A 26,373-nucleotide genomic window follows, 5' to 3' on the forward strand; every position below is an offset into this window, starting at 1 on the left:
GGTCTTCTCCCTGTGACAGGACGCCGCCCCGCACAGAAAAAATCTGCTGCGACCACTTGGGAACTCGCCCGAGAGGCCATACTCTGTCGCGCAAATTCCCATGAGGTGGCTGATGCGCACCGACGCTCCCGTTCCAGAACATCCCGCTCCACCCAGCTCTCCCGCGTCCCCACAACGCATCCGGCTGATCGATCGGATTACCGCCTACCGCCAGCCCATCGGCCTGGTCTTCACCTTGCTGCTGTTCGGCCTGGCGCTGGTGGCCTGCTACCACCTGCTACGGGAGATCGATCCCGGCGCCCTCCACGATGCCATCGCCGACGTGCCCAGGCCGGCGCTGCTCGGCGCCCTGAGCGCGACCGCCCTCGGCTTCGTCATCCTGCTCGGCTACGAGTGGTCGGCCAGCCGCTTCGCTGGTGTCACGCTGCCCATGCGCAGCCTGGCCACCGGTGGCTTCAGCGCCTTCGCCATCGGCAATGCGGTAGGTCTGTCGCTGCTTTCCGGCGGCTCCGTACGCTACCGACTGTATTCCCGGCATGGCATCGGCGCTGCCGAAATTGCCCGGATGACGCTATTTGCCAGCCTTTCCCTGGGCTGCGCACTGCCGGTGCTGGCGGCACTCGCCGCACTCTGCGACCTCGACGATGCGGCATCGGCGCTGCACCTGCCCCACGCCCTGGTCGCCGTCATCGCGATCGCCGTCCTGTTGCTGGCTGTCGGCCTGGTGGCGTTCCTGGCCCGGCACCGTCTGCCGGGAGAACGGCCGTCCCCCGACAGCCTGCTGGTCCGCCTCGGCCGCCGCAGCCTGCGCCTGCCAGGCCTGCGCCTGTCGCTGCTGCAACTGCTGATCACCGCCCTCGACGTCGCCGCCGCCGCTACCGTCCTTTATCTGTTGCTGCCGGAAACCCCACCCTTCGCGGTGTTCCTGCTGGTCTACCTGCTCGCCCTGGCCGCCGGCGTGCTCAGCCACGTACCGGGCGGAGTCGGGGTGTTCGAGGCGGTGCTGCTGGCCGCGTTCGCCGGCCAACTGGGCGCCGCGCCGCTGGCCGCGGCCCTGCTCTTGTACCGCTTGATCTACGTGGTGCTGCCGCTGCTGTTGGCCTGCCTGTTGTTGCTGTTCCTCGAAGCGCGCCGGTTGTGGGTGACGCGCCAGGCGATCCGCGTCGCCTCGGGTTTCGCCGCACCGATCCTGGCGATCCTGGTCTTCCTCTCCGGTGTCGTGCTGCTGTTTTCCGGCGCCACGCCGGCGATCGACACCCGCCTGGAGCACCTCGGCTTCCTCATTCCACATCGCCTGATCGATGCCTCGCACCTGGTCGCCAGCCTGATCGGCGTGCTCTGCCTGCTGCTCGCGCAGGGTTTGCGCCGACGGCTGTCGGCCGCCTGGGCCCTGACCCTGGTGCTGTTGCTGGTGGGCGCCCTGCTTTCGCTGCTGAAAGGCTTCGACTGGGAAGAAGCCAGCCTGCTGAGCCTGACCGCCGCGCTGCTCGCCATGTTCCGCCGCTCCTTCTACCGTCCCAGCCGGCTGATGGAGGTACCCTTCTCGCCGCTTTACGTAGGTGCCAGCATCTGCGTGGTCGGCGCCTCGGTCTGGCTGCTGCTGTTCGCCAACCAGGACGTGCATTACAGCAACCAGCTCTGGTGGCAGTTCGCCCTGGACGCCGACGCCCCGCGCGCCCTGCGCGCCGCCCTCGGCAGTTGCCTGCTGCTCCTGGCCCTGGCCCTTGGCTGGCTGCTGCGCGCGGCACCGCCGGCGATCCGCGAGCCGGACGCGGAAGAGCTGCAGCGCGCGGCGCGGATCATCCGCCACTCGGACCAGCCGGATGGCGGCCTGGCCCTGACCGGCGACAAGGCCCTGCTCTTCCATGAGGGCGACGACGCTTTCCTCATGTACGCCCGCCGCGGTCGCAGCATGATCGCCCTGTACGACCCGATCGGCCCGGCCATGCAGCGCGCCGAACTGATCTGGCAGTTCCGCGACCTCTGCGACCTGCACCATGCCCGCCCGGTGTTCTACCAGGTGCGTGCCGAGAACCTGCCGTTCTACATGGACATCGGCCTGACCGCCCTCAAGCTCGGCGAAGAAGCGCGAGTCGACCTGCTGCGCTTCGACCTGGAGAACAAGGGCAAGGAAATGAAAGACCTGCGCTACACCTGGAACCGCGGCCAGCGCGACGGCCTGGCCCTGGAGTTCCATGAACCGGGCCAGGCTCCGCTGGACGAGCTGAAGGCGATATCGGACGCCTGGCTGGGCGGCAAGCAGGTGCGCGAGAAAGGCTTCTCCCTGGGCCGCTTCACCCCGGCGTACCTGAACTTCTTCCGCATCGCCATCGTCCGCCACCAGGGCAAGCCGGTGGCCTTCGCCAACCTGCTGGAAACCGACAGCCGCGAACTGGCGAGCCTCGACCTGATGCGCGTGCACCCGGAGGCGCCGAAGCTGACCATGGAGTTCCTCATGCTCGGCCTCATCCTCCACTACAAGGCCCAGGGCCACGCGCGCTTCAGCCTCGGCATGGTGCCGCTGGCCGGGCTCCAGCCAAGGCGCGGCGCGCCGTTGACCCAGCGCCTGGGCGCGCTGGTCTTCCGGCGGGGCGAACAGTTCTACAATTTCCAGGGGCTGCGACGCTTCAAGGACAAGTTCCAGCCCGACTGGGAACCCCGCTACCTGGCCGTGCCAGCCGGGCTCGACCCGCTAGTGGCCCTGGCCGATACCGCCGCGCTGATCGCCGGCGGCCTGACTGGATTGGTGAAACGCTGATATGTCTGTCGTGAAACGTCACTGGCGCCGTTTTCTGGTCGCCGCCCTGGTGCTGATCGTCGGTGCCGCCCTGCTGCTCTGGAGCCGACCGGCGGCCCAGGCGAAACTGGAAGCCCTGGACCTCGACGACGGCGGCCACGCCACCCTTGCCGAACCCGGCGAGAAGCCGCGCTCGCGGGTGGTGGTGATCGCCGCCCCCGAACAGCAACTGAACGACGCCCAGATGCTGAACCTGGCTCACGACAGCGCCGCCCGGGTGATCCAGTACTTCCCCCCGGAAAACGGCGATTGCAGGGCGCAGCAGTCCCGGCTCGAAGCGGTCATTGCCCGCCTCGGCGGCAAGCCGAACCTGGTCGCCGGCATCGGCCCGGGCTCGACCACCGCCTGGCGCTGGCTCGCCAGCCAGGACGACGACAAGGCCAAGGCGCTCTCGGTCGGCTTCGACATTGCCCTGGCCGAGCGCGACTGCGACGCCCCGCTGCCGCATCAGGCGGCGCACGGCCAGTGGCTGCTGGCCTGGAACGACAACCCGGACGACGACACCGCGGTCTTCGTCCGCAAGCAGTCGAGCGCGGAAACCAGCATCAGCGACTACGACACCCCGTTGTCCGACGTGCTCGCCCATCAGTTGCGCCTGCAACTGCAAGGCAACGCCGAGGCCCTGCCGGTACTCGAGGTCCCCGCGGCGCAACCCTCGGACATCGTCACCCTGTTCTATTCCGGCGACGGCGGCTGGCGCGACCTGGACAAGGACTCTGCCGAGCATATGGCGAGCATGGGCTACCCGGTGGTCGGCATCGACACCCTGCGCTACTACTGGCAACACAAAAGTCCGGAACAGAGCGCCGCCGACCTCTCCAAGCTGATGCAACACTACCGCGAGAAGTGGGGCGCGAAACGTTTCGTCCTGGCCGGCTACTCGTTCGGCGCCGACATCCTGCCGGCGATCTACAACCGCCTGCCCGGAAAGGACCAGCAACAAGTGAAAGCCATGCTGCTGCTGGCGCTGGCGCGGACCGGCAGCTTCGAGATCGAAGTGGAAGGCTGGCTGGGCAAGGCCGGCGAGGAAGCCGCCACCGGCCCGGAAATGGCCAGGTTGCCGGCGGCCAAGGTGTTCTGCATCTATGGCGCCGAAGAAAAGGACGAAAGCGGCTGTACCCAATCCCAGGCCGTCGGCGAGAAGCTCGAACTGCCGGGCGGCCACCACTTCGACGAGGACTACCTGTCCCTGGCGAAGAAGATGCTCCAGGCCATCCGCGACCGCGAGAACGCTCCCGACGCCTGATCGCGATCAAGCTCTCCCCGCTCCGCCCTTCTTGTCCCCGGCCGACGCCAGCTAGACTGAGCCTGCCGGGGGCATTCAGGCTGGCTTCAGCGGAGCCGCCGAGAATACCGGCCGACCCGCCGCAGAGCGGGCTCCCGAGAGCCGAAGAGAAGGAACCGTGATGAGCTGGAAAAACACCGAATCCCGTTATGGGAGCCTGACCATTGCCCTGCACTGGCTGACCCTGCTGCTGATCGCCGGGGTCTACGCCTGTATCGAACTGAAGGGCAATTTCCCCAAGGGCAGCGAAACCCGCGAACTGCTCAAGCAATGGCACTTCATGCTTGGCCTGAGCGTTTTCCTGCTGGTCTGGTTGCGCCTGCTGGTGCGCCTGGCCAGCCCTACCCCGCGCATAGAGCCCGCCATCCCCGCCTGGCAGGCGACGCTGGCCAGGCTGATGCACTACGCCCTCTACCTGATGATGATCGGCCTACCCTTCGCCGGCTGGCTGATCCTCAGCGCCGCCGGCAAGCCGATACCGTTCTTCGGCCTGGAGCTACCGCCGCTGGTCGACAAGAACCCCGACCTCGCTGGGCAAATCAAGGAATGGCACGAAACCATCGGCAACGCCGGTTATTTCCTGATCGGCCTGCACGCCGCCGCGGCGCTCTTCCATCACTTCGTCAGCCGCGACAACACCCTGGTACGGATGCTGCCGCAACGGCGCTGAGAAACGTGCAAAAAAACGCGCCCAGTCGGGCGCGCTTTTTTTGCAGCGGAACGGATCAGATTTCGACCTGGGTTCCCAACTCGATCACCCGGTTGAGCGGCAGGTTGAAATAGCGCAGGTTGCCGTTGGCGTTCTTCAGCAGGAAGGCGAACAGCCCCTCGCGCCAGCGCGCCATGCCGATGCGCTTGGATGGAATCACCGTCTCCCGGCTGAGGAAGTAGGTGGTGCGCATCGGGCTGAAGTCCAGTTCGTTGAGATGGCACAGGCGCAAGGCCGCCGGGATGTCCGGCTCTTCCATGAAGCCGAAGTGCAGGATCACCCGGAAGAATCCGTCGCCATAGGCCTCGACCTCGAAACGGCGATCCGGCGAAACCCGTGGGCTGTCTTCGTTGACCACGGTGAGCAGCACCACCTGCTCGTGCAGCACCTGGTTGTGCAACAGGTTGTGCAGCAGCGCGTGAGGCACCGCGTCGGTACGCGCGGTAAGGAACACCGCGGTCCCCTGGACCCGGTGCGGCGGCTGCACGCGCATGCTGGAAATGAACACCGAGAGCGGCAGCGAACCCTCGTCGAGACGCTCCACCAGCAGTTGGCGGCCACGCTTCCAGGTGGACATCAGGATGAAGATGACGATACCCGCGATGACCGGGAAGGCGCCGCCCTGGATCACCTTGGGCAGGTTGGCGGCGAAGAACAGGCTGTCCACCGCGAGCATCACGCAGAAGAACGGGACACCCAGCCACAGCGGCCATTTCCACAGGCGCCAGATCACCACGCCCATCAGCAGGGTGGTGATCAGCATGGTTCCGGTCACCGCCACGCCGTAGGCCGCCGCCAGCGACGCCGAGGACTCGAAACCGAGCACCAGCAGGACCACGCCGACCATCAGCGCCCAATTCACCCCGCCGATGTAGATCTGCCCCTGCTCGTGGCTGGAGGTGTGCTGGATGGTCATCCGCGGCACGTAGCCGAGCTGGATCGCCTGACGGGTCAGGGAGAAGGCGCCGGAGATCACCGCTTGGGAGGCGATCACCGTGGCCAGGGTGGACAGCGCCACCATCGGCAGCAGCGCCCAGCCGGGCGCCAGCAGGTAGAAGGGGTTGCGCGCCGCCTCGGCGTTGGAAAGGATGGTCGCGCCCTGGCCGAAGTAGTTCAGCACCAGCGCCGGCAGCACCAGCAGGAACCAGGCACGGGCGATCGGCTTGCGACCGAAGTGGCCCATGTCGGCGTACAGCGCCTCGGCGCCGGTCAGCGCCAGTACGGTGGCGCCGAGGATGGCGACACCGATGCCGGGATGCGAGCCGAAGAAACGCACGGCCCATACAGGGTTCATCGCCTGCAGCACTTCCGGCTGCTGGATCACCCCGTAGACACCCAGCGCCGCCAGGGCGCCGAACCAGAGCACCATGACCGGGCCGAACAGGATGCCGATCCGCGCGGTGCCGTGCTTCTGGATCAGGAACAGGCCGATCAGCACGATAAGCGCCAGCGGTACCGTCCAGTGCTCCAGGCCGTCGAAGGCGATCTCCAGCCCTTCTACCGCCGACAGTACCGAGATCGCCGGGGTGATCATGCTGTCGCCGTAGAACAGCGCCGCGCCGATCAGGCCGGCAACCACCACGAAGGTCTGCAGCCTGCCGAACGGCGCCGCCGCCCGGCGCGCCAGGGCCGACAGCGCCATCACCCCGCCCTCGCCCTGGTTGTCGGCACGCAGGACGAAGATCACGTACTTGATGGAAACGACCCAGACCAGCGACCAGAAGATCAGCGACAGCACGCCAAGGACGCCATCGTGGTTGGCCTGCACCCCGTAGCCGCCGATGAAGACCTCTTTCAGGGTATACAAGGGACTGGTGCCGATATCCCCATAGCAGACTCCAACCGCCCCGACCATCAGGCCGATGGCAGAGCTGGAATGCCCCTCCGACGTCTCCTCGGCACGCGTCGCTGCATCACTCATGAAACGCTTTCCCCCGGAAAAATTCGGCAAATGCTGCGCCCATGCCGTCCGCGATGCAAGCGCCGAGGCCCCGGACTGCTATGACTATAGAAGGCCGGGGAGCCGATTGCCGAGCGCCCGCGGAGAGTTTTTCCAGGGCCGGAAAAGAGCTGCACGGGAGACTGGAAAAGCCGCGGCGCTGCCGCTAGAATTGCGCACTTTTTGATCAGAGGCGCCAGCAAGCGCGCCCGCCTACCGAGGTTAGCCATGTCCACCCCCACTCCCAAAGTCGGCTTCGTCAGTCTTGGATGCCCCAAGGCGCTGGTCGACTCCGAGCGCATCCTCACCCAACTGCGCATGGAAGGCTATGAGGTCGTCCCGACCTACGAAGACGCCGACGTCGTGGTGGTCAACACCTGCGGTTTCATCGACAGCGCCAAGGCCGAGTCCCTGGAAGTGATCGGCGAAGCCATCGCCGAGAACGGCAAGGTCATCGTCACCGGCTGCATGGGCGTGGAAGAGCACGCGATCCGCGACGTGCATCCCAGCGTGCTGGCGGTCACCGGCCCGCAACAGTACGAGCAGGTGGTTACCGCGGTGCACGAAGTGGTGCCGCCGAAGACCGAACACAACCCGCTGGTCGACCTGGTCCCGCCGCAAGGCGTCAAGCTGACCCCGCGCCACTACGCCTACCTGAAGATTTCCGAAGGCTGCAACCACAGCTGCAGCTTCTGCATCATCCCGTCCATGCGCGGCAAGCTGGTCAGCCGGCCGGTCGGCGACGTGCTGAGCGAGGCCGAGCGCCTGGTCAAGGCCGGGGTCAAGGAACTCCTGGTGATTTCCCAGGACACCAGCGCCTACGGCGTGGACCTGAAGTACAAGACCGACTTCTGGAACGGCCAGCCGGTCAAGACCCGCATGAAGGAACTCTGCGAGGCGCTGAGCAGCATGGGCGTGTGGGTTCGCCTGCACTACGTCTACCCGTACCCCAACGTCGACGACGTGATCCCGCTGATGGCCGCCGGCAAGCTCCTGCCGTACCTCGACATCCCCTTCCAGCACGCCAGCCCGAAGGTGCTCAAGGCCATGAAGCGCCCGGCCTTCGAGGACAAGACCCTGGCCCGGATCAAGCAGTGGCGCGAGATCTGCCCGGAACTGACCATCCGCTCGACCTTCATCGTCGGCTTCCCGGGCGAAACCGAAGAAGACTTCCAGTACCTGCTCGACTGGCTGACGGAAGCCCAGCTCGACCGCGTCGGCTGCTTCCAGTACTCCCCCGTCGAAGGCGCTCCGGCCAACGAGCTGGGCCTGGAGCCGGTGCCGGACGAGGTCAAGCAGGACCGCTGGGAACGCTTCATGGCCCACCAGCAGGCGATTTCCGCCGCTCGCCTGCAGCTCAAGGTGGGCAAGGAAATCGAAGTGCTGATCGACGAAGTCGACGAACAGGGCGCGGTCGGCCGCTCCTGGGCCGACGCTCCGGAAATCGACGGCAACGTGTTCGTCGACAGCGACGAGCTGAAGCCGGGCGACAAGGTCCGCGTGCGCATCACCGATGCCGACGAATACGACCTCTGGGCCGAGCTGGTCTGAGCCCTCCCTGAAGAGCCCCGCCCCGCGGGGCTTTTTCATCGCCAACCGTTCCGGAGAGCACGATGCTCAACAACGACGTACTACGCAGCCTGCGCTACCTGCTGGATCTTCCCGATGCACATCTGGCCGAACTGGCCGCCCCGTTCGGCGAGCAAGTCGAAGCGGACCTGCTCGAGGCTTACCTGAAGAAGGAAGACGAAGACGGCTTCCAGGCCTGCCCCGACCGCTACCTGGCGCGCTGCCTGGACGGACTGATCATCCAGCGCCGCGGTCGCGACGAGTCGCGTCCGCTACCGCCGCTGGAACTGCCGTTGAGCAACAACATGATCCTGAAGAAGCTGCGGGTCGCCTTCGAACTCAAGGAGGAAGACCTCCATGCCATCCTCGCCAGCGTCGACTTCCCGGTCTCCAAACCCGAGCTGAGCGCCCTGTTTCGCAAGCCCGGCCACAGCAACTACCGGACCTGCGGCGACCAGTTGCTGCGCAACTTCCTCAAGGGCCTGACCCTGCGCGTCCGTGGCTGAACGCGCGGAGCCGCTGCTGGCGGTTCTGCTCCAGGCGCCGCCCTGCGTCGACCCCTGGTTCCTGGAGTGCCGCCAGGATCGCGCCGGCCTCACCATCCTCGTCCGCGACCTCGCCAACCAGCGCACCTGGCGCGTCGAGTTCGTCGAAGTCGAAGGCCTGCGCCAGCTCGACGCTGCCGACCTGCTGGAATTCTGGCCAGCCTGTGCGGCGTCCGAGGGTTGGCTGTACCGGGTCGAGCAAGGCGGCTGGCTGGACCAGGAATGCCGTCGCGAGGGCTTCGTCGCCCGCGAGACCAAGGCCGTCGACGAGTATTTCGTCAATGGCGGCGATCGCTGCCTGAGCGTGCTGTCCTGGACGCCACCGAAGGTTTCCCCGCTGATCTGACCTCCATGAAAAAAGCCGCCCGTGGGCGGCTTCTTGCATGGCGCTCCGGCTACATCAGGAAGATCGTCGCCAGGCCGAGGAAGATGAAGAAACCGCCGCTGTCGGTCATCGCAGTGATCATCACGCTGGAGCCCATCGCTGGATCGCGTCCGAAACGATGCAGGGTCATCGGGATCAGCACTCCCATCATCGCCGCCAGCAGCAGGTTCAGGGTCATCGCGGCGGTCATCACCACGCCCAGTTCCCAGTTGCCGTAAAGATAGAAGGCCACCACGCCGATCACTCCGCCCCACGCCAGGCCGTTGACCAGCGCGACGCCAAGCTCTTTGCGCAGCAGGCGGTTGCGACTGTTGCTGGTCGGCTGTACCTGGTCGAGCGCGATGGCGCGGACGATCATGGTGATGGTCTGGTTGCCGGAGTTGCCACCGATGCCGGCAACGATCGGCATCAGCGCGGCCAGCGCCACCAGTTTCTCGATGGAGCCTTCGAACAGGCCGATCACCCGCGAGGCGACGAAGGCGGTGATCAGGTTGGTGGCCAGCCAGGCCCAGCGGTTGCGCACCGACTTCCAGACCGAGGCGAAGATGTCTTCTTCTTCACGCAGACCGGCCATGTTGAGGACTTCGCTTTCGCTCTCCTCACGGATCAGGTCGACCATCTCGTCGATGGTCAGACGACCGATCAGCTTGCCGCCCTTGTCCACCACCGGCGCGGAAATCAGGTCGTAACGCTCGAATGCCTGGGCGGCGTCGTAGCCGTCCTCGTCCGGGTGGAAGGTCACCGGGTCGGTGGCCATGACTTCCAGCACTTGCTTGTCCGGATCGTTGACCAGCAGGCGCTTGATCGGCAGCACGCCCTTGAGCACGCCGTCGTAGTCGACCACGAACAGTTTGTCGGTATGCCCGGGCAGTTCCTTCAGGCGGCGCAGGTAGCGCAGCACCACTTCCAGGCTGACGTCCTCGCGGATGGTGACCATCTCGAAGTCCATCAGCGCGCCGACCTGGTCCTCCTCGTAGGACAGCGCCGAACGCACTCGCTCGCGCTGCTGCGCGTCGAGGCTTTCCATCAGTTCATGGACCACGTCGCGCGGCAGTTCCGGCGCCAGGTCGGCGAGTTCGTCGGCGTCCAGGTCCTTGGTCGCGGCGATGATCTCGTGGTCGTCCATGTCCGCGATCAGGGTTTCCCGGACCGCGTCGGAGACTTCGAGGAGGATGTCGCCGTCGTCCTCGGACTTGACCAGTTGCCAGACCGTCAGGCGGTCGTCCAGCGGCAGCGATTCGAGGATGTGGGCGATGTCGGCGGGGTGCAGTTCCTCCAGCTTGCGCTGGAGCTCTACGAGATTCTGCCGGTGGACGAGGTTTTCCACCCGGTCATGGTGCTGGCCTTCCTGACGATGGGTCAGGTCCTCCACCACCTTGTGGCGATGCAGCAGCTCGACCACCTGCGCTAGGCGGTCCTGCAGGCTTTCCTGCGGCTTCTTGGCTTCTACTTCGGTCATAGCGCGCTCCACCCCCAGTAGCGGAGCACGCCAAAGGGGTCAATCAGAAACGTGATTGGTCAAACGGGAAACTGTTCGAGTTTCTACTGGGTAAGTCCATGGGGGTGTTCCAAGGGCCCTCTCGGGGCAGATACGGATAATGATAACACTCCGCTTGCGTTTTGCGCGTTACAAAATGGCGGCAAGAACAAGCGCTTGCGGCACAAAGTTCATCGTCACTCGACGCCTGACTGCGACGCCGGAAATTTCACTCAGGACACTCGGCCCCGCGGAAAAAGGCAACGCGTTAGCCTGCACTCACCCTTATCCGACCCGGAGTGCCGGCCATGCGTTCCCTGTCCCTCCTTCTCCTCCTCTCGCTGGCGTCCACCTGCGAGGCCGCTGCGGTATTCCGCTGCGAAGACGCCAGCGGCCATGTCAGCTTCACCCAACTCGGTTGCCCCGCCGGGCAGGCCGGCGAGACCGTCGTGGCGGACAACCCGCCGCCGGGAGGCAGGAGCGTCACGCCGAGGGCCGAGACGAAGACGAAAAAGGTGTCCATCGGCCGGAAAAGCGTGCCGCTCGCGGTGATCGGAGAAAGAGAAGATCGCTGCGGCAGACGCCTGGACGAGAAGGAACGCCGCAAGGCGATCGTGGAGCAGCGGATCATGGCGGGAATGACCCGCTCCGATGTGGAGCGGGCGCTGGGCAAGCCGGACCGGGTCAGCGGGAACAATGCGGAGGTGCGTTATCAGTACAAGGCCGACAAGCGACGGGGAGCGAGAAGCGTGAGCTTCGATCAGGAGGGATGCGTGAAGGGAAAGGGAAGGTACCGGGTGGAGCGAGTCGATCCCGGGAGCTAAGGCCGGGCCGACCTCATACCGATGAAAGCAGGACCGGCATCGCCTTTAGCGTGCCGGGCAGGGTGTCGCCCTGCCCGCATGGAAAAGACGGACGACAGTCTTCAGCAGCCTACCGCCTACCCGCCGCGCACGCCTCTGGCTGGCGGTTATGGTCAGGCTCAATCCTCTTTCTGCGGTTCGCCGGGCAACAACGCGCGTGATGAACAGACCGCGATACAGGTGGAATCCCGTTTGCACGTCCACCGTTTCGGAAGCGCCTTGCAGTGAAGTCAAGGCAGCGATGCCCTTGCGCACACGGTACTCGTTCAACGCGCGGCTGCCTCCCTCCATCGGCAGCAAGGAGGGCAACGGCTCGCCAGCGGGCGCATGGTCGACAATGCTGCCGACGATGGTGATGAGCTGGTCGCCGCGCGCGCTGACGGCAGCCTGCGCGAGGTTTTCGGAAATCACCGCATCCAGGCGAACGATGCCGACGCGACGACTGATCAACATGACCATGGATCTCTCCTCTATGTATGGATGGCATCGCTACGATGCATCGCAACGACCTCTAGGAAGCCGTTCCACCTGCCCCCCCGGAGGCCTGCCCGGGAGCGGTGCGCTCGAGGTCGACGAGCAGCACGTGTTCGTGAGCGAGAACAAGGTCGAAACGAGCCTGTCCCAGCGCCTGGCCATCCTGCACGACGGACGGGTTTTCGATGGGCGTCAGGCGCAGCAGGCTGGCCTTCAGCACGCGCAGGCGCTCGCCGGCATTGCCTGACTGCAGCAGGCAGCGGGCATCCTGCAGGTACTGGTGCGCCTCGGGACCATGCCAGGTCAGGCGAAAGATGCTCTCGCAACTGGCCAGCAGGGACTCCTGCTCGCCACTGGCGGAAAACTCCCGCCGCACCTTGCCAAGCAGGCTCGAGGACTCCAGGCGCAAGGTCATGAAGGGGATGGCCGGCGGGGCCAGCAGTTGATCGGCATCGATGACGCTGCCGGCGGGCAGGCCGAACAACTGCCGCAACGTTTCGCGCAGGGCGGCGTGATCCAGGCGCACGGTTGCACTGGACATGGCGAACTCCTTTTTCAGGATGGATGGATGACGGACAGGCACCGACGCGGCGGATACAACCGCCGGCCAGGCCGGAGCGAAGTACGTTCGTTCAATGCAGGCGCAGGACCCGCGCCAGGTTGCCGCGCGCCTGCAACAGCAGGACCAGCAGCACCAGCAGTACCCCGAGCATCCACGGCGAGAGGTGCTCGGCGCGATACAGCCCGGCCACTATTCCCAGCGCCTGGCAGCCGGTGCACAACGCCAGCAGGTAGGCGCACAGGGAAACGCCGGGGCGGAAACGCGCGCCGGCGCGGCGATAGGTGATCAGGCGCATGCAGATCGCCGAGCAGACCAGCACGGTCAGGGTGGACAGCGGGTCAACCATCGGACTTGCCTCCCCGGCGGCGCAACAGCCCGCGCATCCAGTTGGGCAGTTCACCGCCACGCATCCACTCGAGCATGCCGATGCCGCCGGTCACGCACAGGGTCGCGGCGACGAAGGCGGCCATGCCGCTGGTCTGGGTCAACCCGCGGCCGAGCGCCTCGATTCCGGCGTAATAGCCGCCGACCCAGGACACCAGCAGATAGCCGAGGCGGGTCAGGGCGTTGTAGTCACGGGCGAACACGACAAAGAAGATGGCGCCGCCGAAGCCTCCCAGCAAGGCGTTGCCATCGATACCCGGCAGGTACATGGCCAGGCCGACGCCAGCCATTGCGCTGGCGGCGGAGGCCGCAGAGCTTGGCTCGGACATGGATGACTCCCGGAAATGCAAAGGCCCGCCGAAAAGGCGGGCCCGGAACGGCCGAAGCCCGCATCGGCGGGCCTCGGCCAGAGGAATTTCAATCGTGGAGAATTTATACCTTTATCGTCCCATAGCGTCAATATGGGAAAACCCGTTTTCATATAGAAATTTTTTTAGCGCTCGCACACGATCCCCACCTCCGCCATCGGCTCCTCCAGTCGCTGCAAGGCCTGGTGCAGCAAAGCGACAACCCGCTCGCGCCATTCCTTGTCCCAGCGATGCAGGGTGCTCTTCGACAGGCCGCTGAGTCGCTCGATCTCGCGGATGCTCGACGGCGGACGACGGAACATGCGCATCAGCAAGGCCAGGGTTGCCCGCTGCTCGATCGGGTCGGCCCCGGGCTTCAGCCAGTCGCGCAAAGCCGCCAGGCCAAGGACGAAATCCCGCCCGCGGGCGAACTCGGCCCGCACCACCGCCAGCTCCAGTGGGTGCGCAGCCAGCTGGCGCTGGGCGAAACGCACGGTCATCACCGCCTGGGCCTGCCATTCGTGCGGACTCAAACCGCTGGGCAGGTGTTCGATGAAGCTGCGATCGAAGCGCTCGCGCAGGCCATCGATCACCATCGCCGTCGACGACTTCGGTCCCGGCTGGTGCTCGAACATCCAGTAGGCCACGGCCAGCGCCTGCTCGGTACTTTGAAACATGGTATTCCCTCCTTGGCCGGCCCACCTGGCTGGCCGCTCGCATTAGCCACCCGCAGTGGCTGTGTTGGGCCGCCGTCCTACCCGAGGCGAGTAGGAAAGCGCTGAAATTATGGTAATACCCATATACGGACGCTTGCAATGCCACAGGCACACCCTTAGTCTTGCCCCCTATGGAACTCAAAGATCGCATCAAGGCGGCGCGCAAGCACGCCCATCTCAGCCAGGTCCAGCTTGCCCAGGCGGTAGGCATGACCCAGACCTCCATTTCCGATCTGGAGCGCGGCAAGTCCCGCGCCACCAGCTTCGTCGCGCAGATCGCCGGCGCCTGCGGCGTCAACCCCCTATGGCTGGCGGAAGGTCGCGGCGAGATGCTCGCCGAGCGCGGCCAGGCGAACGCAGGACCCAATGCCAGTTGGCTTGGCGCAGTAGAGTCATGGGACGACGAAACGCCCCTGGATGCCGACGAGATCGAACTGCCCTTCTACAAGGAGATCGAGCTGTCCGGCGGCAAGGGCAGCACGGTGATCCTGCAGACCGGCGGGCGCAAGCTGCGCTTCGGCAAGTACACCCTGCGCAAGAAGAACATCGATCCGGCCAGTGCCGCCTGCGTCACGGTCAGCGGCAACAGCATGGAGCCGGTGCTGCCGGACGGCAGCACGGTAGGTGTGGACACTAGCGCGCGGACGATCAAGGACGGCGACATGTACGCCTTCGACCACGACGGCCAACTGCGCGTGAAACTGCTCTACCGCCTTCCGGGCGGCGGCCTGCGCATTCGCAGCTTCAACAGTGACGAGCATCCGGACGAGCGCTACGAGCCCCAGGAAGCCGCCGAGCACATCAACGTGATCGGTCGGGTGTTCTGGTACTCGGTGCTGGTCTGACCCCTTCCCGCCCCGCCTGACGACGGGGCCGCGTTCCGGCGGAAGAAAAATCCCAGGCAAAGAAAAAGGGCCTGCATTGCTGCAGGCCCTTTCGGCATGGCGCACTCAGGAGGATTCGAACCTCCGACCGCTCGGTTCGTAGCCGAGTACTCTATCCAGCTGAGCTATGAGTGCGTGTCGGTGCTTTTTCCGGCCACCTGCCGGTAACGCTTGTTTTACCGTGAAAGACCGCAACTGTCGATCCTTCGTCCGTCGAGCCCCTGACTAGAGGAACCCTTCGAAATATGGCGCACTCAGGAGGATTCGAACCTCCGACCGCTCGGTTCGTAGCCGAGTACTCTATCCAGCTGAGCTATGAGTGCGTCGTGGGGGCGCATTATAGATTGTGGATTTTATCCGTCAAGCAATTTTTTCAATCAAATCAGTAACTTAGTTACCAAGATGGCTTTCGCCGCCTGAATCAACCTCTAACACTTGAATGGCGGAGAGGGGGGGATTCGAACCCCCGACACCCTTTTGAGGTGTACTCCCTTAGCAGGGGAGCGCCTTCGGCCACTCGGCCACCTCTCCGCAACACGGGGCGCATGATACCCATCTTTACCCCGTTTGCAAAGGGAAAATTAGATAAAAATTAATGGTTTGGCTCTTGATCTTTCTCTTTCTGGATGCGCTGGTAAATTTCCTCCCGGTGCACGGCGACTTCCTTCGGCGCGTTGACGCCGATGCGCACCTGGTTCCCTTTGACACCCAGTACCGTCACGGTGACGTCGTCACCTACCATCAGGGTCTCTCCGACCCGACGAGTCAGAATCAGCATTCCTTTCTCCTCACGCGAATATTTCAGGACAACAGTCTGCAAAAAAGAAATGGCGGCGGATCCGCAGAAATCAAGAGCGCGATCCTTCACCCAGTATTGACCAGTCCCGCCGGAATGAAAGTTCCTGCCGAACGGTCAAAAACGACAAAAGGCGCGGGGTTGCCGCGCCTTTCGCCTGCCAGCGTCACTCACCCTGTCGCGCCGGCGCGTCGAGCTCGAACGCCGTGTGCAGGGCACGTACCGCCAGTTCCAGGTACTTCTCTTCGATCACCACGGAAACCTTGATTTCCGAGGTGGAGATCATCTGGATGTTGATGCTTTCCTTGGCCAGCGCCTCGAACATGCGGCTGGCCACGCCGGCGTGCGAACGCATGCCGACGCCGACGATGGAAACCTTGGCGATGTTGGTGTCGCCGATGGCTTCGCGCGCGCCGATGTTGGCGGCGGTCTGCTTGAGGATTTCCAGGGCGTTCAGGTAATCGTTGCGATGCACCGTGAAGGTGAAGTCGGTGGTGTTATCGTGCGCCACGTTCTGCACGATCATGTCGACTTCCACATTGGCGGCACTGATCGGCCCGAGGATCTTGAAGGCCACGCCGGGGGTATCGGGTACGCCACGGATGGTCAGCTTGGCTTCGTCGCGGTTGAAGGCGATGCCGGAGATGATCGGCTGTTCCATGGATTCCTCTTCATCATCGATAGTAATGAGGGTGCCCGGACCCTCCTGGAAGCTGTGCAGCACGCGCAGCGGAACGTTGTACTTGCCGGCGAACTCGACCGCCCGGATCTGCAGCACCTTGGAACCGAGGCTGGCCATTTCCAGCATTTCCTCGAAGGTGATCTTGTCCAGCCGGCGGGCCTGCGGCACTACGCGCGGATCGGTGGTGTAGACGCCGTCGACGTCGGTGTAGATCTGGCATTCGTCGGCCTTCAACGCCGCCGCCAGGGCCACCCCGGTGGTATCGGAACCGCCGCGGCCCAGCGTGGTGATGTTGCCGTTGCCGTCAACGCCCTGGAAACCGGCGACCACCACTACCCTGCCGGCCTTGAGGTCGGCGCGGATGTGGGTGTCGTCGATGTGCAGGATGCGCGCCTTGGTGTGTGCGCTGTCGGTGAGGATACGCACCTGGTTGCCGGTATAGGAGACCGCCGGCACGCCGCGCTTGATCAGGGCCATGCTGAGCAGGGCGATGGTCACCTGCTCTCCGGTCGAGACCATGACGTCCAGTTCGCGCGGAACCGGCTGCTCCATGATCTGGTTGGCCAGGCCGATCAGACGGTTGGTCTCGCCGCTCATGGCGGATACCACCACGACGACGTCATCGCCCGCTTCGCGGAATTTCTTCACCTTCTCGGCCACCTGCTCGATACGCTCGACGGTGCCGACGGAGGTCCCTCCAAACTTCTGTACGATCAAAGCCATTTCAAACCGCCTGATTCCGTGAAGGGCGCCCTTTTGAACCTGCCACATTCTTTCGCTACCCGGACTGGCGGGGCGCACCGCCGGCCGGGCATCAAGGGGCGCTGGCCGCCCGGCCCCGCGTCGCTCTGGCGCGGGGCCGGCATGGCATCAGAGCCCTTGCTCGACGAAGCGCTGGGCCAGGGCCAGGGCCTCGTCCAATTTCGCTGCATCGGTGCCGCCGCCCTGGGCCATATCCGGGCGTCCGCCACCTTTGCCACCAACTGCCGCCGCGGCTTGCTTCATAAGCTCGCCGGCCTTCAGTTGGCCGGTCAGGTCCTGGGTCACGCCTGCGACCAGTACGACCTTCCCGTCCAGCTCGCCGCCGAGCAGGATCACTGCGCGACCGAGCTTGTTCTTCAACTGGTCGACCAGCGCCAGCAGCGCCTTGCCGTCCAGACCATCGAGGCGCGCGGCGAGTACCTTCGCGCCCTTGATTTCCACCGCTGCCGCCGAAAGGTCGTCGCCGGCCGCGCTGGCAGCCTTGGCCTTGAGCTGTTCCAGCTCCTTCTCCAGCGAGCGGTTGCGCTCCAGCAGTGCGCCGAGCTTGTCCAGCAGGTTATCGCGGCTGCCCTTGACCAGGCTGGCGGCTTCCTTGAGCTGCTCCTCGGCACCGTTCAGGTAGGCCAGCGCCGCCGCGCCGGTGACCGCCTCGATACGGCGTACGCCGGCAGCCACGCCACCCTCGCTGGTGATCTTGAACAGGCCGATGTCGCCGGTGCGGGATACGTGGGTGCCACCGCACAGCTCGACGGAGAAATCGCCGCCCATGCTCAGTACGCGCACCTGGTCGCCGTACTTCTCGCCGAACAGCGCCATGGCGCCCTTGGCCTTGGCGGTGTCGATATCGGTTTCCTCGGTCTCGACCTCGGTGTTGCGACGGATTTCGGCGTTGACGATATCCTCCAGGGCCTTCAGTTGTTCCGCCTTGATCGCCTCGAAGTGGCTAAAGTCGAAACGCAGGCGCTGGCTGTCCACCAGCGAGCCCTTCTGTTGTACGTGGTCGCCCAGTACCTGGCGCAGCGCGGCATGCAGCAGGTGGGTCGCGGAGTGGTTGAGCGCGGTGGCCTGGCGTACCGAGGCGTCGACCTCGGCCTTGACCGCGGCGCCGACGCTCAGGTTGCCCCGGGCGACCACGCCGTGGTGCAGGTGCGCGCCGCCGGCCTTGGTGGTATCGCGCACGTCGAAGCGCACGCCAGCCGCCTCGAGGTAGCCACTGTCGCCGACCTGGCCGCCGGACTCGGCGTAGAACGGCGTCTGGTCGAGGACCACGACGCCCTCCTCGCCCTCCTCCAGGCGCTCGACGGCCTGGCCGTCCCTGAACAGCGCGACGATCTGCCCGGCGCCGGAGACGCCCTGATAGCCGAGGAAGCGGGTCTCGCCGTCGACCTTGACCAGGCTGTTGTAGTCCATGCCGAAGGCGCTGGAAGCGCGGGCGCGCTCGCGCTGGGCCTCCATCTCGCGCTCGAAGCCGTCCTCGTCGATGGTCAGCTCGCGCTCGCGGGCGATGTCATTGGTCAGGTCGACCGGGAAGCCATAGGTGTCGTACAGCTTGAACACCACGTTGCCGGGAATCACGCTGCCCTGCAGTTCGGCAAGGTCCTGTTCGAGGATCTTCAGGCCTTGCTCCAGGGTCTTGGCGAACTGCTCTTCCTCGGTCTTCAGCACGCGCTCGATGTGTGCCTGCTGTTGCTTCAGCTCGGGGAAGGCATCGCCCATCTCGGCGACCAGCGCTGCGACGATCTTGTGGAAGAAGGTGCCCCTGGCGCCCAGCTTGTTGCCGTGGCGGCAGGCGCGGCGGATGATCCGCCGCAAGACGTAGCCGCGACCTTCGTTGGACGGCAGCACGCCGTCGGCGATCAGGAAGCTGCAGGAACGGATGTGGTCGGCTACCACCTTCAGCGACGGCGCGTCGTCGTTGGCGCAGCCGATGGCCTCGGCGGAGGCTTTCAACAGGTTCTGGAACAGGTCGATCTCATAGTTCGAGTGCACGTGCTGGAGTACCGCGCTGACGCGCTCCAGGCCCATGCCGGTGTCCACGCTCGGCGCCGGCAGCGGGTGCATGACGCCGTCCGCGGTGCGGTTGAACTGCATGAACACGTTGTTCCAGATCTCGATGTAGCGGTCGCCGTCCTCTTCCGGCGAACCGGGCGGGCCGCCCCAGATCTCCGGACCATGGTCGAAGAAGATCTCGGTGCAGGGACCGCAGGGTCCGGTATCGCCCATCGCCCAGAAGTTGTCGGACGCATAGGGCGCACCCTTGTTGTCGCCGATCCGCACCATACGCTCGGCGGGCACGCCGACTTCCTTGGTCCAGATGTCGTAGGCCTCGTCGTCGGTGGCGTAGACGGTGACCCAGAGCTTTTCCTTGGGCAGGTTCAGCCATTTCTCGCCGGTGAGGAACTCCCAAGCGTAATGGATGGCGTCGCGCTTGAAATAGTCGCCGAAGCTGAAGTTACCCAGCATTTCGAAGAAGGTGTGGTGCCGCGCGGTGTAGCCGACGTTTTCCAGGTCGTTGTGCTTGCCGCCGGCGCGCACGCATTTCTGGCTGGTGGTCGCACGGGTGTAGGCGCGCTTTTCCAGGCCGAGGAAGCAGTCCTTGAACTGGTTCATGCCCGCGTTGGTGAACAGCAGGGTCGGATCGTTCGCCGGGATCAGCGAACTGGAAGCGACACGGGTGTGTCCCTTCTCTTCGAAGAAGCGGAGGAAGGCTTCACGGATTTCAGCGCTTTTCATAGGTTCTTCCACGGAAAATTGGCGGCCACGAATCGCCGGCAAAGGGCCGCATTATATCGGCCCTTGGGCAAGGTTGTAGTGTATTTGCGCGATAGTTATTGCCTATTGCCGACCTTTTCGCTTATGAGCGACGAAAGGCCGCGAAGGCATCCAGTACTTGTCCTATGGACTCGGCGGAAACGTCCAGGTGGGTGACCAGGCGCAAACGCGCCGCCGCGCTGATCCGCACCTCGCGCTCGGCAAGGAAGTCACGCAGCGCGACCGCCCGCTCGCCGACATCGACGTAGACCATGTTGGTCTGCACCGGCTCCACCGCATAGCCCAGTTCGCGCAGCCCGTCGCCCAGGCGCGCGGCGTTGGCGTGGTCGTCGGCCAGGCGTGCCACCTGGTGATCGAGGGCGTACAGGCCGGCAGCCGCCAGCAGACCGGCCTGGCGCATCCCGCCGCCGACCATCTTGCGCCAGCGACGGGCCTTGCCGATCAGTTCGACGCTGCCGCAAAGCACCGAGCCCACCGGCGCACCGAGGCCCTTGGACAGGCACACCGACACCGAGTCGAAGTGCCGGGTGATCTCGCTGGCGTCTACGCCCAGCTTCACCGCCGCGTTGTACAGGCGCGCGCCATCCAGGTGCAGGGCCAGGCCACGCGCGCGAGTGAAGGCGCGCGCCGCGGCCAGGTAGTCGAGCGGCAGCACCTTGCCCTGCATGGTGTTTTCCAGGGCCAGCAGGCGGGTCCTGGCGAAATGGAAGTCGTCGGCCTTGATCGCCGCCGCGACCTTGTCCAGGTCGAGCGATCCGTCGGCCTCGCCGTCGATCGGCTGCGGCTGGATCGAGCCCAGCACCGCGGCACCGCCGCCCTCGTATTTGTAGGTATGCGCCTGCTGGCCGACGATGTATTCGTCGCCGCGCTCGCAGTGGGCCATCAATCCGAGCAGGTTGCTCATGGTCCCGGTCGGCACGAAGAGCGCCGCGGCGAAGCCCAGGCGCGCCGCCAGTTCGGCCTCCAGGCGGTTGACCGTGGGGTCCTCGCCATAGACGTCGTCGCCCAGTTCGGCCGCGGCCATGGCTTCGCGCATGCCGGCGGTGGGCTGGGTGACGGTGTCGCTGCGCAGGTCGATGACAGGCACGGAGGGCTCCTCGGTTCGGCGGAAAAGCCCGATCCTACGGCGCTCTACCGACAGCCACAAGGGAAGTCGGGAAATCTTCCCGGCCGCAACGGAAACGGAGCGCCGAAGCGCTCCGTCATGATCGAGAGGGAAGGCCGATACGTCTCAGAGCTTGGCCGGCACCACCAGGATTCCGGCGCGCAAGCCGTTCTTCACCCGCGGATTGGGGAAGATGATGCGCGCGCCGACCTCCTCCACCACCCAGCGCGTGCCGCCGATATCCTCGGCCAGCAGGTAGCCCGGCGAGAGTTCGGTGAAGTTGGCCACGTCGTCGTCGAGGTGCAGGCGGAAGTGGTCGCTGTGCTTGATCACCTCGCGCGACACGCTGAACAGCTTGAGGCCATCGAGTCGGGAGCCGTCCGGCTGTTCCTCGCTGCCGTCGATCAGCAGCTCCAGGCTCCGCTCCAGGCGCTCCAGGTTGACCTCCTGGTTCTCTCCGAACGGACGTGCCTTGCCCAGTTCCAGGGTAAAGGCCTCGGCGCCGAGCTGGCCGTAGGTGTAGGCGCTGAAGGTGATGCCCGGCTTGTTCTGCAACAGCACCGCCTCGATGCCGGCGTCGCGCAGGCGGGCCAGTTCGCTGCGGGAATGCTCGCGGCCCTCGGCCCAGGGGTAGAGGGCGAACTGCTCGATCTTCGAGCCGCGGATCGCGGTATGCAGGTCGTAGTGCAGGTGGACTCGCTCGGTCTTGCTGAAGAACACCTGGGCCAGGCGCTCCAGCTCGGCGGCACGGAAGGCCTCGTTGCCGCTGCCCTCCTCGTGGCGACCGTTGAACAGGCGGTTCATGTCCTGTTCGACGTAGCGCTCGCCGCGGCGGATGGCTTCGGGATTGCCGAACAGGAAGAGGACCCTGGCGGCAGGCTTGAGGGTGCCCGCGGCGACCTTGCGGATCAGCCGTTCGAGCAGTTCGATGGGCGCGGTCTCGTTGCCGTGGATACCGGCCGAGAGCAACAGGTCGACGCCGTTGTCGCGGGCGCCGATCGGCGTGACTTCCAGCGCGCCCTCGGCCAGCCAGTGCAGGCGGGTGCCGTCGGCGGTGAGCTGGATCTTCTCGGTCGGCTCGCGGCCGGCCAGGGTCAAGTCGAGCAGTTTGCCGAGGGCGAGCATGGGATGTCCTCAGTCAGTGGGTGTGGTCGCAGCCGCAGTCGGGGCCGTGCTCGTGGTCGTCGCCCTCTTCGATCGGCTCCATCTCCAGTTGCAGGCTGACCAGGTTGGTCGCCATCGGCCGCAGCAGCAGGTTGGTGTATTCGGTATCGCCGTCTTCGACGTCGACGCCGATCAGCAACTGGCCGTTGCCGGCTTGCTGGACCCACACTTCCTTGCCCTGCCAGACCACGGCGAAACGGGTGCAGGAAGTTTCCAGCTGGGTGCCGTCGGTATCTTCGAGGATCAGTTGCAGGCTATCGGACATGGTGGCGAGGCTCTCAATCGAGTTGGAAGGAATAAACCGAACCCAGTTTAAGGATCTGCGTCAGTTCATCCAATGCCGTCCGGCACTCCAGCAGCAGTTGCGGGTCGGCCAGGTCGGTTTCGCTCAGGCGGTCGCGGTAGTGCCGGTCGACCCAGGCTACCAGCGTGTCGTACAGGCCGGCGCTCATGATCACCCCCGGATTCACCGCCGCCAGCTCCCGCTCCTGCAGCGCCACGCGCAAGCGCAGGCAGGCCGGGCCGCCGCCGTTCTGCATGCTCTGCTTGAGATCGAAGACCTTCACTTCGCGGATCGGGCCGTCGTCGCCGGTGAGCTGGTCCAGGTAGTTCCAGACCCGCGGGTTGTTCCGGCACTCCTCCGGTACCACCAGCAGCATCGAACCGTCGGCCTTCGACAGCAGTTGGCTGTTGAACAGATAGGACTTCACCGCGTCCTCCACCGCGACCTGGTCGCGCGGCACGCAGATGGCGCGGAAGCGGCCGCCGCGGCGGCCAAGCTTATCGTGCAGTTCGGCAAGGACCTTCTCGGTATCGAGGAAGGCGTCCTCGTGATGGAACAGCACCTCGCCATTGCCCACCGAGATCACATCGTTGTGGAACACGCCCTGGTCGATCACCGCCGGGTTCTGTTGAGCGTAGACCACTCCGGCCTCGCTCAGCCCGTGCAGGCGCGCGACGGCCTGGCAGGCTTCCAGGGTCTGGCGCGCCGGATAGCGTTGCGGCGCCGGGAAGCGACTGTCGAAGGCGCTGCGGCCGAAAACGAAGAACTCCACGCCGGCATCGCCATAGTCCTTGCAGAAGCGAGTGTGGTTGGCCGCGCCTTCGTCGCCGAACTGGCTCACCGCCGGCAGCGCCGCGTGATGGGCGAAATGCCGCTCGTCGTTGAACATCGCCGCCAGCACGCGGCTGGTGGTGGGATGCTCGATGGATCGATGGAACTTGCAGTTCAGGTTGGCCGCGGTGAAATGCACGCGGCCGTCGGCGGTGTCGGCGCTCGGGCTGACCGTGGCGGCATTGGCGGTCCACATGCTCGACGCCGAACTGCAGGCGGCGAGGAGAGGCATCGCTTCCTTCGCCGCGCGGCGGATCACCTCCTCGTCGCTGCCGGAGAAGCCCAGGCTACGTAGCGCAGCGGTATCCGGGCGGGCTTGCGGGGCGAGCACCCCCTGCTTGAAACCCATCTCCATCAGCGCCTTCATCTTCGCCAGGCCCTGCTTCGCCGCTTCCTTCGGGTTGGACACCGCCTGGCTGTTGCTTTGCGAAGCGACATTGCCGTAGGACAGGCCGCCGTAGTTGTGGGTCGGGCCGACCAGGCCGTCGAAATTCACTTCATGGGCATTCATAGGCTGATCCCGGGAGTCAGGGTGGCAGGAAGGGACACGCTGGGGCTTTCCAGCGAGGCGACCGGATAGGCGCAGTAATCGGCGGCGTAGTAGGCGCTCGGCCGGTGGTTGCCGGACGCGCCGATACCGCCGAACGGCGCGCTGCTGGCGGCGCCGGTGAGCTGCTTGTTCCAGTTGACGATGCCGGCGCGGCTTTCCACGAGGAACTGCTCGAAACGCTCGCGGGAATCCGACAGCAGCCCGGCGGCCAGGCCGTACTGGGTGGCGTTGGCTTCACGGATCGCCGCAGCGAAATCGGAGTAGCGGATCACTTGCAACAACGGCCCGAAGAACTCTTCGTCCGGTCGCTCGGCCACCGCGCTGACGTCGAGGATGCCCGGGGTCAGCAGGGCGGCGCCGTCGATCGGCTGGGTCATCGCCAGAAGTGGCTGTGCGCCCTTGCCGATCAAATGCTCCTGGGCCTTGAGCAGGTGCTCGGCGGCGCTCAGCGAAATCACCGCGCCCATGAACGGCGCCGGCTGCTCGTCGAAACGGCCGACCCGCAGGGTAGCGCTGACCGCCACCAGGCGCGCCAGCAGTGCGTCGCCCCAGGCGCCCTGCGGCACCAGCAGGCGGCGGGCGCAGGTGCAGCGCTGGCCGGCGGAGATGAAGGCGGACTGGATGATGGTGTAGACGGCGGCGTCGAGGTCGGCGACCTCCTCCACTACCAACGGGTTGTTGCCGCCCATCTCCAGCGCCAGGATTTTCTGCGGCTGGCCGCCGAACTGGCTGTGCAGCAGGTTGCCGGTGCGACTGGACCCGGTGAAGAACAGACCGTCGAGCCCACGGTGGGCGGCCAGCGCGACGCCGGTTTCGCGACCGCCCTGGACCAGGTTGAGCACGCCGGCCGGCAGGCCGGCCTGGATCCAGGCCTTGAGCGTCAGCTCGGCGACCTTCGGGGTCAGCTCGCTGGGCTTGAACACCACGCAGTTACCGGCCAGCAGCGCCGGGACGATATGCCCGTTGGGCAGGTGGCCGGGGAAATTGTAGGGACCGAATACCGCCACCACGCCATGCGGCTTGTGCCGCAGCACGGCGGTGGCGTCGGCCAGCGGACCGGACTTCTCGCCGGTGCGCTCGCGGAACGCCTGCACCGAGATCGCCACCTTGTTGACCATGCTGGTCACTTCGGTGGCCGACTCCCACAGCGGCTTGCCGGTTTCCTCGCCGATCGCCCGGGCCAGCTCGTCGGCGCGGGACTTGAGGGTCGCAGCGAAGCGCTCGAGCAACTCGATGCGCTGCTCCAGCGGGCGCCGCGCCCAGGCCGGGAAGGCCTCGCGGGCGGCGCGCACGGCGGCATCGACCTGGGCGGCGTCAGCGCCGCGCCCGGACCAGACCACGCCCTGGCCAACCGGGTCGAGGGACTCCAGGGTCTCGCCCTGGCCCGCCAGCCACTGGCCGGCAATGTAATGGGTACTCATCATCGACTCCTCGGGCGCCCTCGCCGGGACGCCTCCATCAGGCTTTCAAGCGCGTTTCTGCGCCGACAGCGGCACCGCGCGTACCGAGGCGCCGGCCGACAGGCGCAGGCGCTTGGCGGTCAGCGGATCGACCACCAGGGTGCCGGCGGCGGCCCGCGCCGGCGCGGCGGTGATGCGACAGTCTTCGCGCTTGCGGTTGTGGATCAGGTAGGGCTCGGCGTCGTCGCCGGGAGTGCCCACCGCCAGCACCAGGTTCTGGCTCTCGGCGATGGCGCGGATCTTGTCGGTCTCGGCCTCGATCGCAGGGCCGGCGTCGAAGATGTCGACGTAGCCCTGGTAGCTGAAGCCCTCGGCCTTGAGCATGGCCAGCGCCGGCTCGGTGTTCGGATGGACGCGGCCGATCACCCCGCGCGCCTCCTCGGAGAGGAAGCAGGTGTAGAGCGGGAACTTCGGCATCAGCTCGGCGATGAAGGCCTTGTTGCCGACCCCGGTGAGGTAGTCGGCCTGGGAGAATTCCATCTTGAAGAAGTGCCGGCCGAGGCTTTCCCAGAATGGCGAACGCCCCTCCTCGTCGGACATGCCGCGCATCTCGGCGATCAGCTTGTCGCCGAACAGGTGGCGGAATTCGGCGATGAACAGGAAGCGCGCGCGCGACAGCAGCTTGCCGTTGAGGCCGCTGCGGTGGTCGGCGTGGAGGAACAGCGAGCACAGCTCGGAATTGCCGGTCAGGTCGTTGGCCAGGAACAGCGTGGGGATCTCGCGATGGATGTTGAGTTCCTGCGAGGCGCTCACGGTGAGGCCGACCCGGTAGTTGTACCAGGGTTCGCGAAGCCCTACCGCTCCGGCGATGGCGGAGATGCCGACGACCTTGCCGGCGTCGTCCTCGAGGACGAACAGGTAGTCGGCGTCGCCGCGTTCGGCCTCGCCACGGAAGGCCTTCTCGGCCCAACTGACGCGATGCTGCAGGCGCTGCTCGTTGGCCGGCAGGGTGGTCAGGCCGGTGCCGGTGCTGCGCGCCAGCTCGATCAGGGCCGGCAGGTCGGCGCTGGTAACAGGACGTACGATCATGAC

Annotated in this window: 24 protein-coding genes and 3 tRNA genes; 8 read left to right on the forward strand and 19 right to left on the reverse strand. The window is 65.7% G+C overall.

The features are described from left to right. Positions 1-112 precede the first annotated feature (112 nt). From mprF to VQ067_RS21560, 3 genes are all read left to right on the forward strand, one after another. Positions 113-2,758 carry a bifunctional lysylphosphatidylglycerol flippase/synthetase MprF gene (mprF, locus tag VQ067_RS21550; RefSeq protein ID WP_033991249.1) on the forward strand — a complete coding sequence of 882 codons (2,646 nt, stop codon included), beginning with the start codon at positions 113-115 and terminating at the stop codon, positions 2,756-2,758. A gap of 1 nt (position 2,759) precedes the next feature. Further along, the gene (locus VQ067_RS21555; RefSeq protein WP_019372074.1) at positions 2,760-4,043 is read left to right on the forward strand and encodes a virulence factor family protein; all 1,284 of its coding nucleotides are present in this window, start codon (positions 2,760-2,762) and stop codon (positions 4,041-4,043) included. Positions 4,044-4,203: 160 nt separating this feature from the next. Continuing rightward, positions 4,204-4,752 carry a cytochrome b gene (locus tag VQ067_RS21560; RefSeq protein WP_003086007.1) on the forward strand — a complete coding sequence of 183 codons (549 nt, stop codon included), beginning with the start codon at positions 4,204-4,206 and terminating at the stop codon, positions 4,750-4,752. Positions 4,753-4,807: 55 nt separating this feature from the next. Here VQ067_RS21560 and VQ067_RS21565 read toward each other — a convergent pair whose 3' ends face one another. After that, positions 4,808-6,712 (reverse strand): potassium transporter Kup, encoded by a 1,905-nt coding sequence (locus VQ067_RS21565; protein WP_003086004.1) that lies wholly within the window; start codon positions 6,710-6,712, stop codon positions 4,808-4,810. Positions 6,713-6,958: 246 nt separating this feature from the next. Here VQ067_RS21565 and rimO point away from each other — a divergent pair, with 246 nt between their 5' ends. The 3 genes from rimO to VQ067_RS21580 all read left to right on the forward strand — a co-directional run bounded on the left by rimO (position 6,959) and on the right by VQ067_RS21580 (position 9,190). Then, the gene (gene rimO, locus VQ067_RS21570) at positions 6,959-8,281 is read left to right on the forward strand and encodes a 30S ribosomal protein S12 methylthiotransferase RimO (RefSeq protein WP_003086001.1); all 1,323 of its coding nucleotides are present in this window, start codon (positions 6,959-6,961) and stop codon (positions 8,279-8,281) included. A 62-nt stretch (positions 8,282-8,343) separates the two neighbouring features. After that, a complete protein-coding gene (locus VQ067_RS21575) occupies positions 8,344-8,805 on the forward strand; it encodes a YehS family protein (RefSeq protein ID WP_003085999.1) in 462 nt (153 codons plus the stop codon). Continuing rightward, positions 8,798-9,190: a hypothetical protein gene (locus VQ067_RS21580; RefSeq protein WP_033991250.1), complete on the forward strand. Its 393-nt coding sequence runs from the start codon at positions 8,798-8,800 to the stop codon at positions 9,188-9,190. Before VQ067_RS21575 ends, VQ067_RS21580 begins: the two co-directional genes overlap by 8 nt. A gap of 49 nt (positions 9,191-9,239) precedes the next feature. Here VQ067_RS21580 and mgtE read toward each other — a convergent pair whose 3' ends face one another. Beyond that, on the reverse strand, positions 9,240-10,688 hold the full coding sequence (mgtE, locus tag VQ067_RS21585) for a magnesium transporter (protein ID WP_003085996.1): 1,449 nt from the start codon (positions 10,686-10,688) through the stop codon (positions 9,240-9,242). A 326-nt stretch (positions 10,689-11,014) separates the two neighbouring features. Between mgtE and VQ067_RS21590 the strand changes: the two genes are divergently transcribed. Beyond that, positions 11,015-11,530, forward strand: coding sequence for a DUF4124 domain-containing protein (locus tag VQ067_RS21590; RefSeq protein ID WP_033991251.1), 516 nt, complete (start codon positions 11,015-11,017; stop codon positions 11,528-11,530). Between the two features lie 45 nt (positions 11,531-11,575). Here the strand turns inward: VQ067_RS21590 and VQ067_RS21595 are convergent, their stop codons facing one another. From VQ067_RS21595 to VQ067_RS21615, 5 genes are all read right to left on the reverse strand, one after another. After that, positions 11,576-12,028 carry a hypothetical protein gene (locus VQ067_RS21595; protein WP_033991252.1) on the reverse strand — a complete coding sequence of 151 codons (453 nt, stop codon included), beginning with the start codon at positions 12,026-12,028 and terminating at the stop codon, positions 11,576-11,578. 52 nt (positions 12,029-12,080) lie between these two features. Then, positions 12,081-12,584: a phage neck terminator protein gene (locus tag VQ067_RS21600; RefSeq protein ID WP_033991253.1), complete on the reverse strand. Its 504-nt coding sequence runs from the start codon at positions 12,582-12,584 to the stop codon at positions 12,081-12,083. Positions 12,585-12,675: 91 nt separating this feature from the next. After that, positions 12,676-12,951: a phage holin family protein gene (locus VQ067_RS21605; protein WP_003085989.1), complete on the reverse strand. Its 276-nt coding sequence runs from the start codon at positions 12,949-12,951 to the stop codon at positions 12,676-12,678. Further along, positions 12,944-13,318, reverse strand: coding sequence for a phage holin family protein (locus VQ067_RS21610; protein WP_003085986.1), 375 nt, complete (start codon positions 13,316-13,318; stop codon positions 12,944-12,946). Before VQ067_RS21610 ends, VQ067_RS21605 begins: the two co-directional genes overlap by 8 nt. A 164-nt stretch (positions 13,319-13,482) precedes the next feature. Continuing rightward, a complete protein-coding gene (locus VQ067_RS21615) occupies positions 13,483-14,013 on the reverse strand; it encodes a hypothetical protein (protein ID WP_016253768.1) in 531 nt (176 codons plus the stop codon). A 170-nt stretch (positions 14,014-14,183) separates the two neighbouring features. Between VQ067_RS21615 and alpR the strand changes: the two genes are divergently transcribed. After that, positions 14,184-14,897 carry a transcriptional regulator AlpR gene (alpR, locus tag VQ067_RS21620; protein WP_003085982.1) on the forward strand — a complete coding sequence of 238 codons (714 nt, stop codon included), beginning with the start codon at positions 14,184-14,186 and terminating at the stop codon, positions 14,895-14,897. Between the two features lie 97 nt (positions 14,898-14,994). On the opposite strand, the gene VQ067_RS21625 is transcribed toward alpR, so the two are convergent. From VQ067_RS21625 to astA, 12 genes are all read right to left on the reverse strand, one after another. Beyond that, positions 14,995-15,071 (reverse strand) — tRNA-Arg (locus VQ067_RS21625). Positions 15,072-15,182: 111 nt separating this feature from the next. Then, positions 15,183-15,259: transfer RNA gene (locus tag VQ067_RS21630), tRNA-Arg, on the reverse strand. 117 nt (positions 15,260-15,376) lie between these two features. After that, a tRNA-Ser gene (locus VQ067_RS21635) sits at positions 15,377-15,467 on the reverse strand. A gap of 61 nt (positions 15,468-15,528) precedes the next feature. Beyond that, positions 15,529-15,714 carry a carbon storage regulator CsrA gene (gene csrA, locus VQ067_RS21640; RefSeq protein WP_003085981.1) on the reverse strand — a complete coding sequence of 62 codons (186 nt, stop codon included), beginning with the start codon at positions 15,712-15,714 and terminating at the stop codon, positions 15,529-15,531. Between the two features lie 184 nt (positions 15,715-15,898). Next, positions 15,899-17,137 carry an aspartate kinase gene (locus VQ067_RS21645; protein ID WP_003085971.1) on the reverse strand — a complete coding sequence of 413 codons (1,239 nt, stop codon included), beginning with the start codon at positions 17,135-17,137 and terminating at the stop codon, positions 15,899-15,901. A 147-nt stretch (positions 17,138-17,284) separates the two neighbouring features. Further along, the gene (alaS, locus tag VQ067_RS21650; protein ID WP_023112293.1) at positions 17,285-19,909 is read right to left on the reverse strand and encodes an alanine--tRNA ligase; all 2,625 of its coding nucleotides are present in this window, start codon (positions 19,907-19,909) and stop codon (positions 17,285-17,287) included. Positions 19,910-20,030: 121 nt separating this feature from the next. Continuing rightward, entirely contained in the window at positions 20,031-21,035 is a 1,005-nt protein-coding gene (gene ltaE, locus VQ067_RS21655; protein WP_003111717.1) for a low-specificity L-threonine aldolase, read from the reverse strand. Positions 21,036-21,179: 144 nt separating this feature from the next. Then, positions 21,180-22,178 (reverse strand): succinylglutamate desuccinylase, encoded by a 999-nt coding sequence (astE, locus tag VQ067_RS21660; protein WP_003085962.1) that lies wholly within the window; start codon positions 22,176-22,178, stop codon positions 21,180-21,182. 13 nt (positions 22,179-22,191) lie between these two features. Further along, on the reverse strand, positions 22,192-22,482 hold the full coding sequence (locus VQ067_RS21665; RefSeq protein ID WP_003085959.1) for a hypothetical protein: 291 nt from the start codon (positions 22,480-22,482) through the stop codon (positions 22,192-22,194). 13 nt (positions 22,483-22,495) lie between these two features. Beyond that, the gene (gene astB, locus VQ067_RS21670) at positions 22,496-23,842 is read right to left on the reverse strand and encodes an N-succinylarginine dihydrolase (RefSeq protein WP_003085956.1); all 1,347 of its coding nucleotides are present in this window, start codon (positions 23,840-23,842) and stop codon (positions 22,496-22,498) included. Beyond that, positions 23,839-25,305 (reverse strand): succinylglutamate-semialdehyde dehydrogenase, encoded by a 1,467-nt coding sequence (gene astD, locus VQ067_RS21675; RefSeq protein WP_074241381.1) that lies wholly within the window; start codon positions 25,303-25,305, stop codon positions 23,839-23,841. Before astD ends, astB begins: the two co-directional genes overlap by 4 nt. Positions 25,306-25,347: 42 nt before the next feature. Next, positions 25,348-26,370, reverse strand: a complete 1,023-nt coding sequence (astA, locus tag VQ067_RS21680; RefSeq protein WP_003110258.1) for an arginine N-succinyltransferase — start codon at positions 26,368-26,370, stop codon at positions 25,348-25,350. Positions 26,371-26,373: the final 3 nt, after the last annotated feature.

Source organism: Pseudomonas sp. KBN12P06040, assembly GCF_037574965.1.
Lineage (GTDB): Bacteria > Pseudomonadota > Gammaproteobacteria > Pseudomonadales > Pseudomonadaceae > Pseudomonas > Pseudomonas aeruginosa.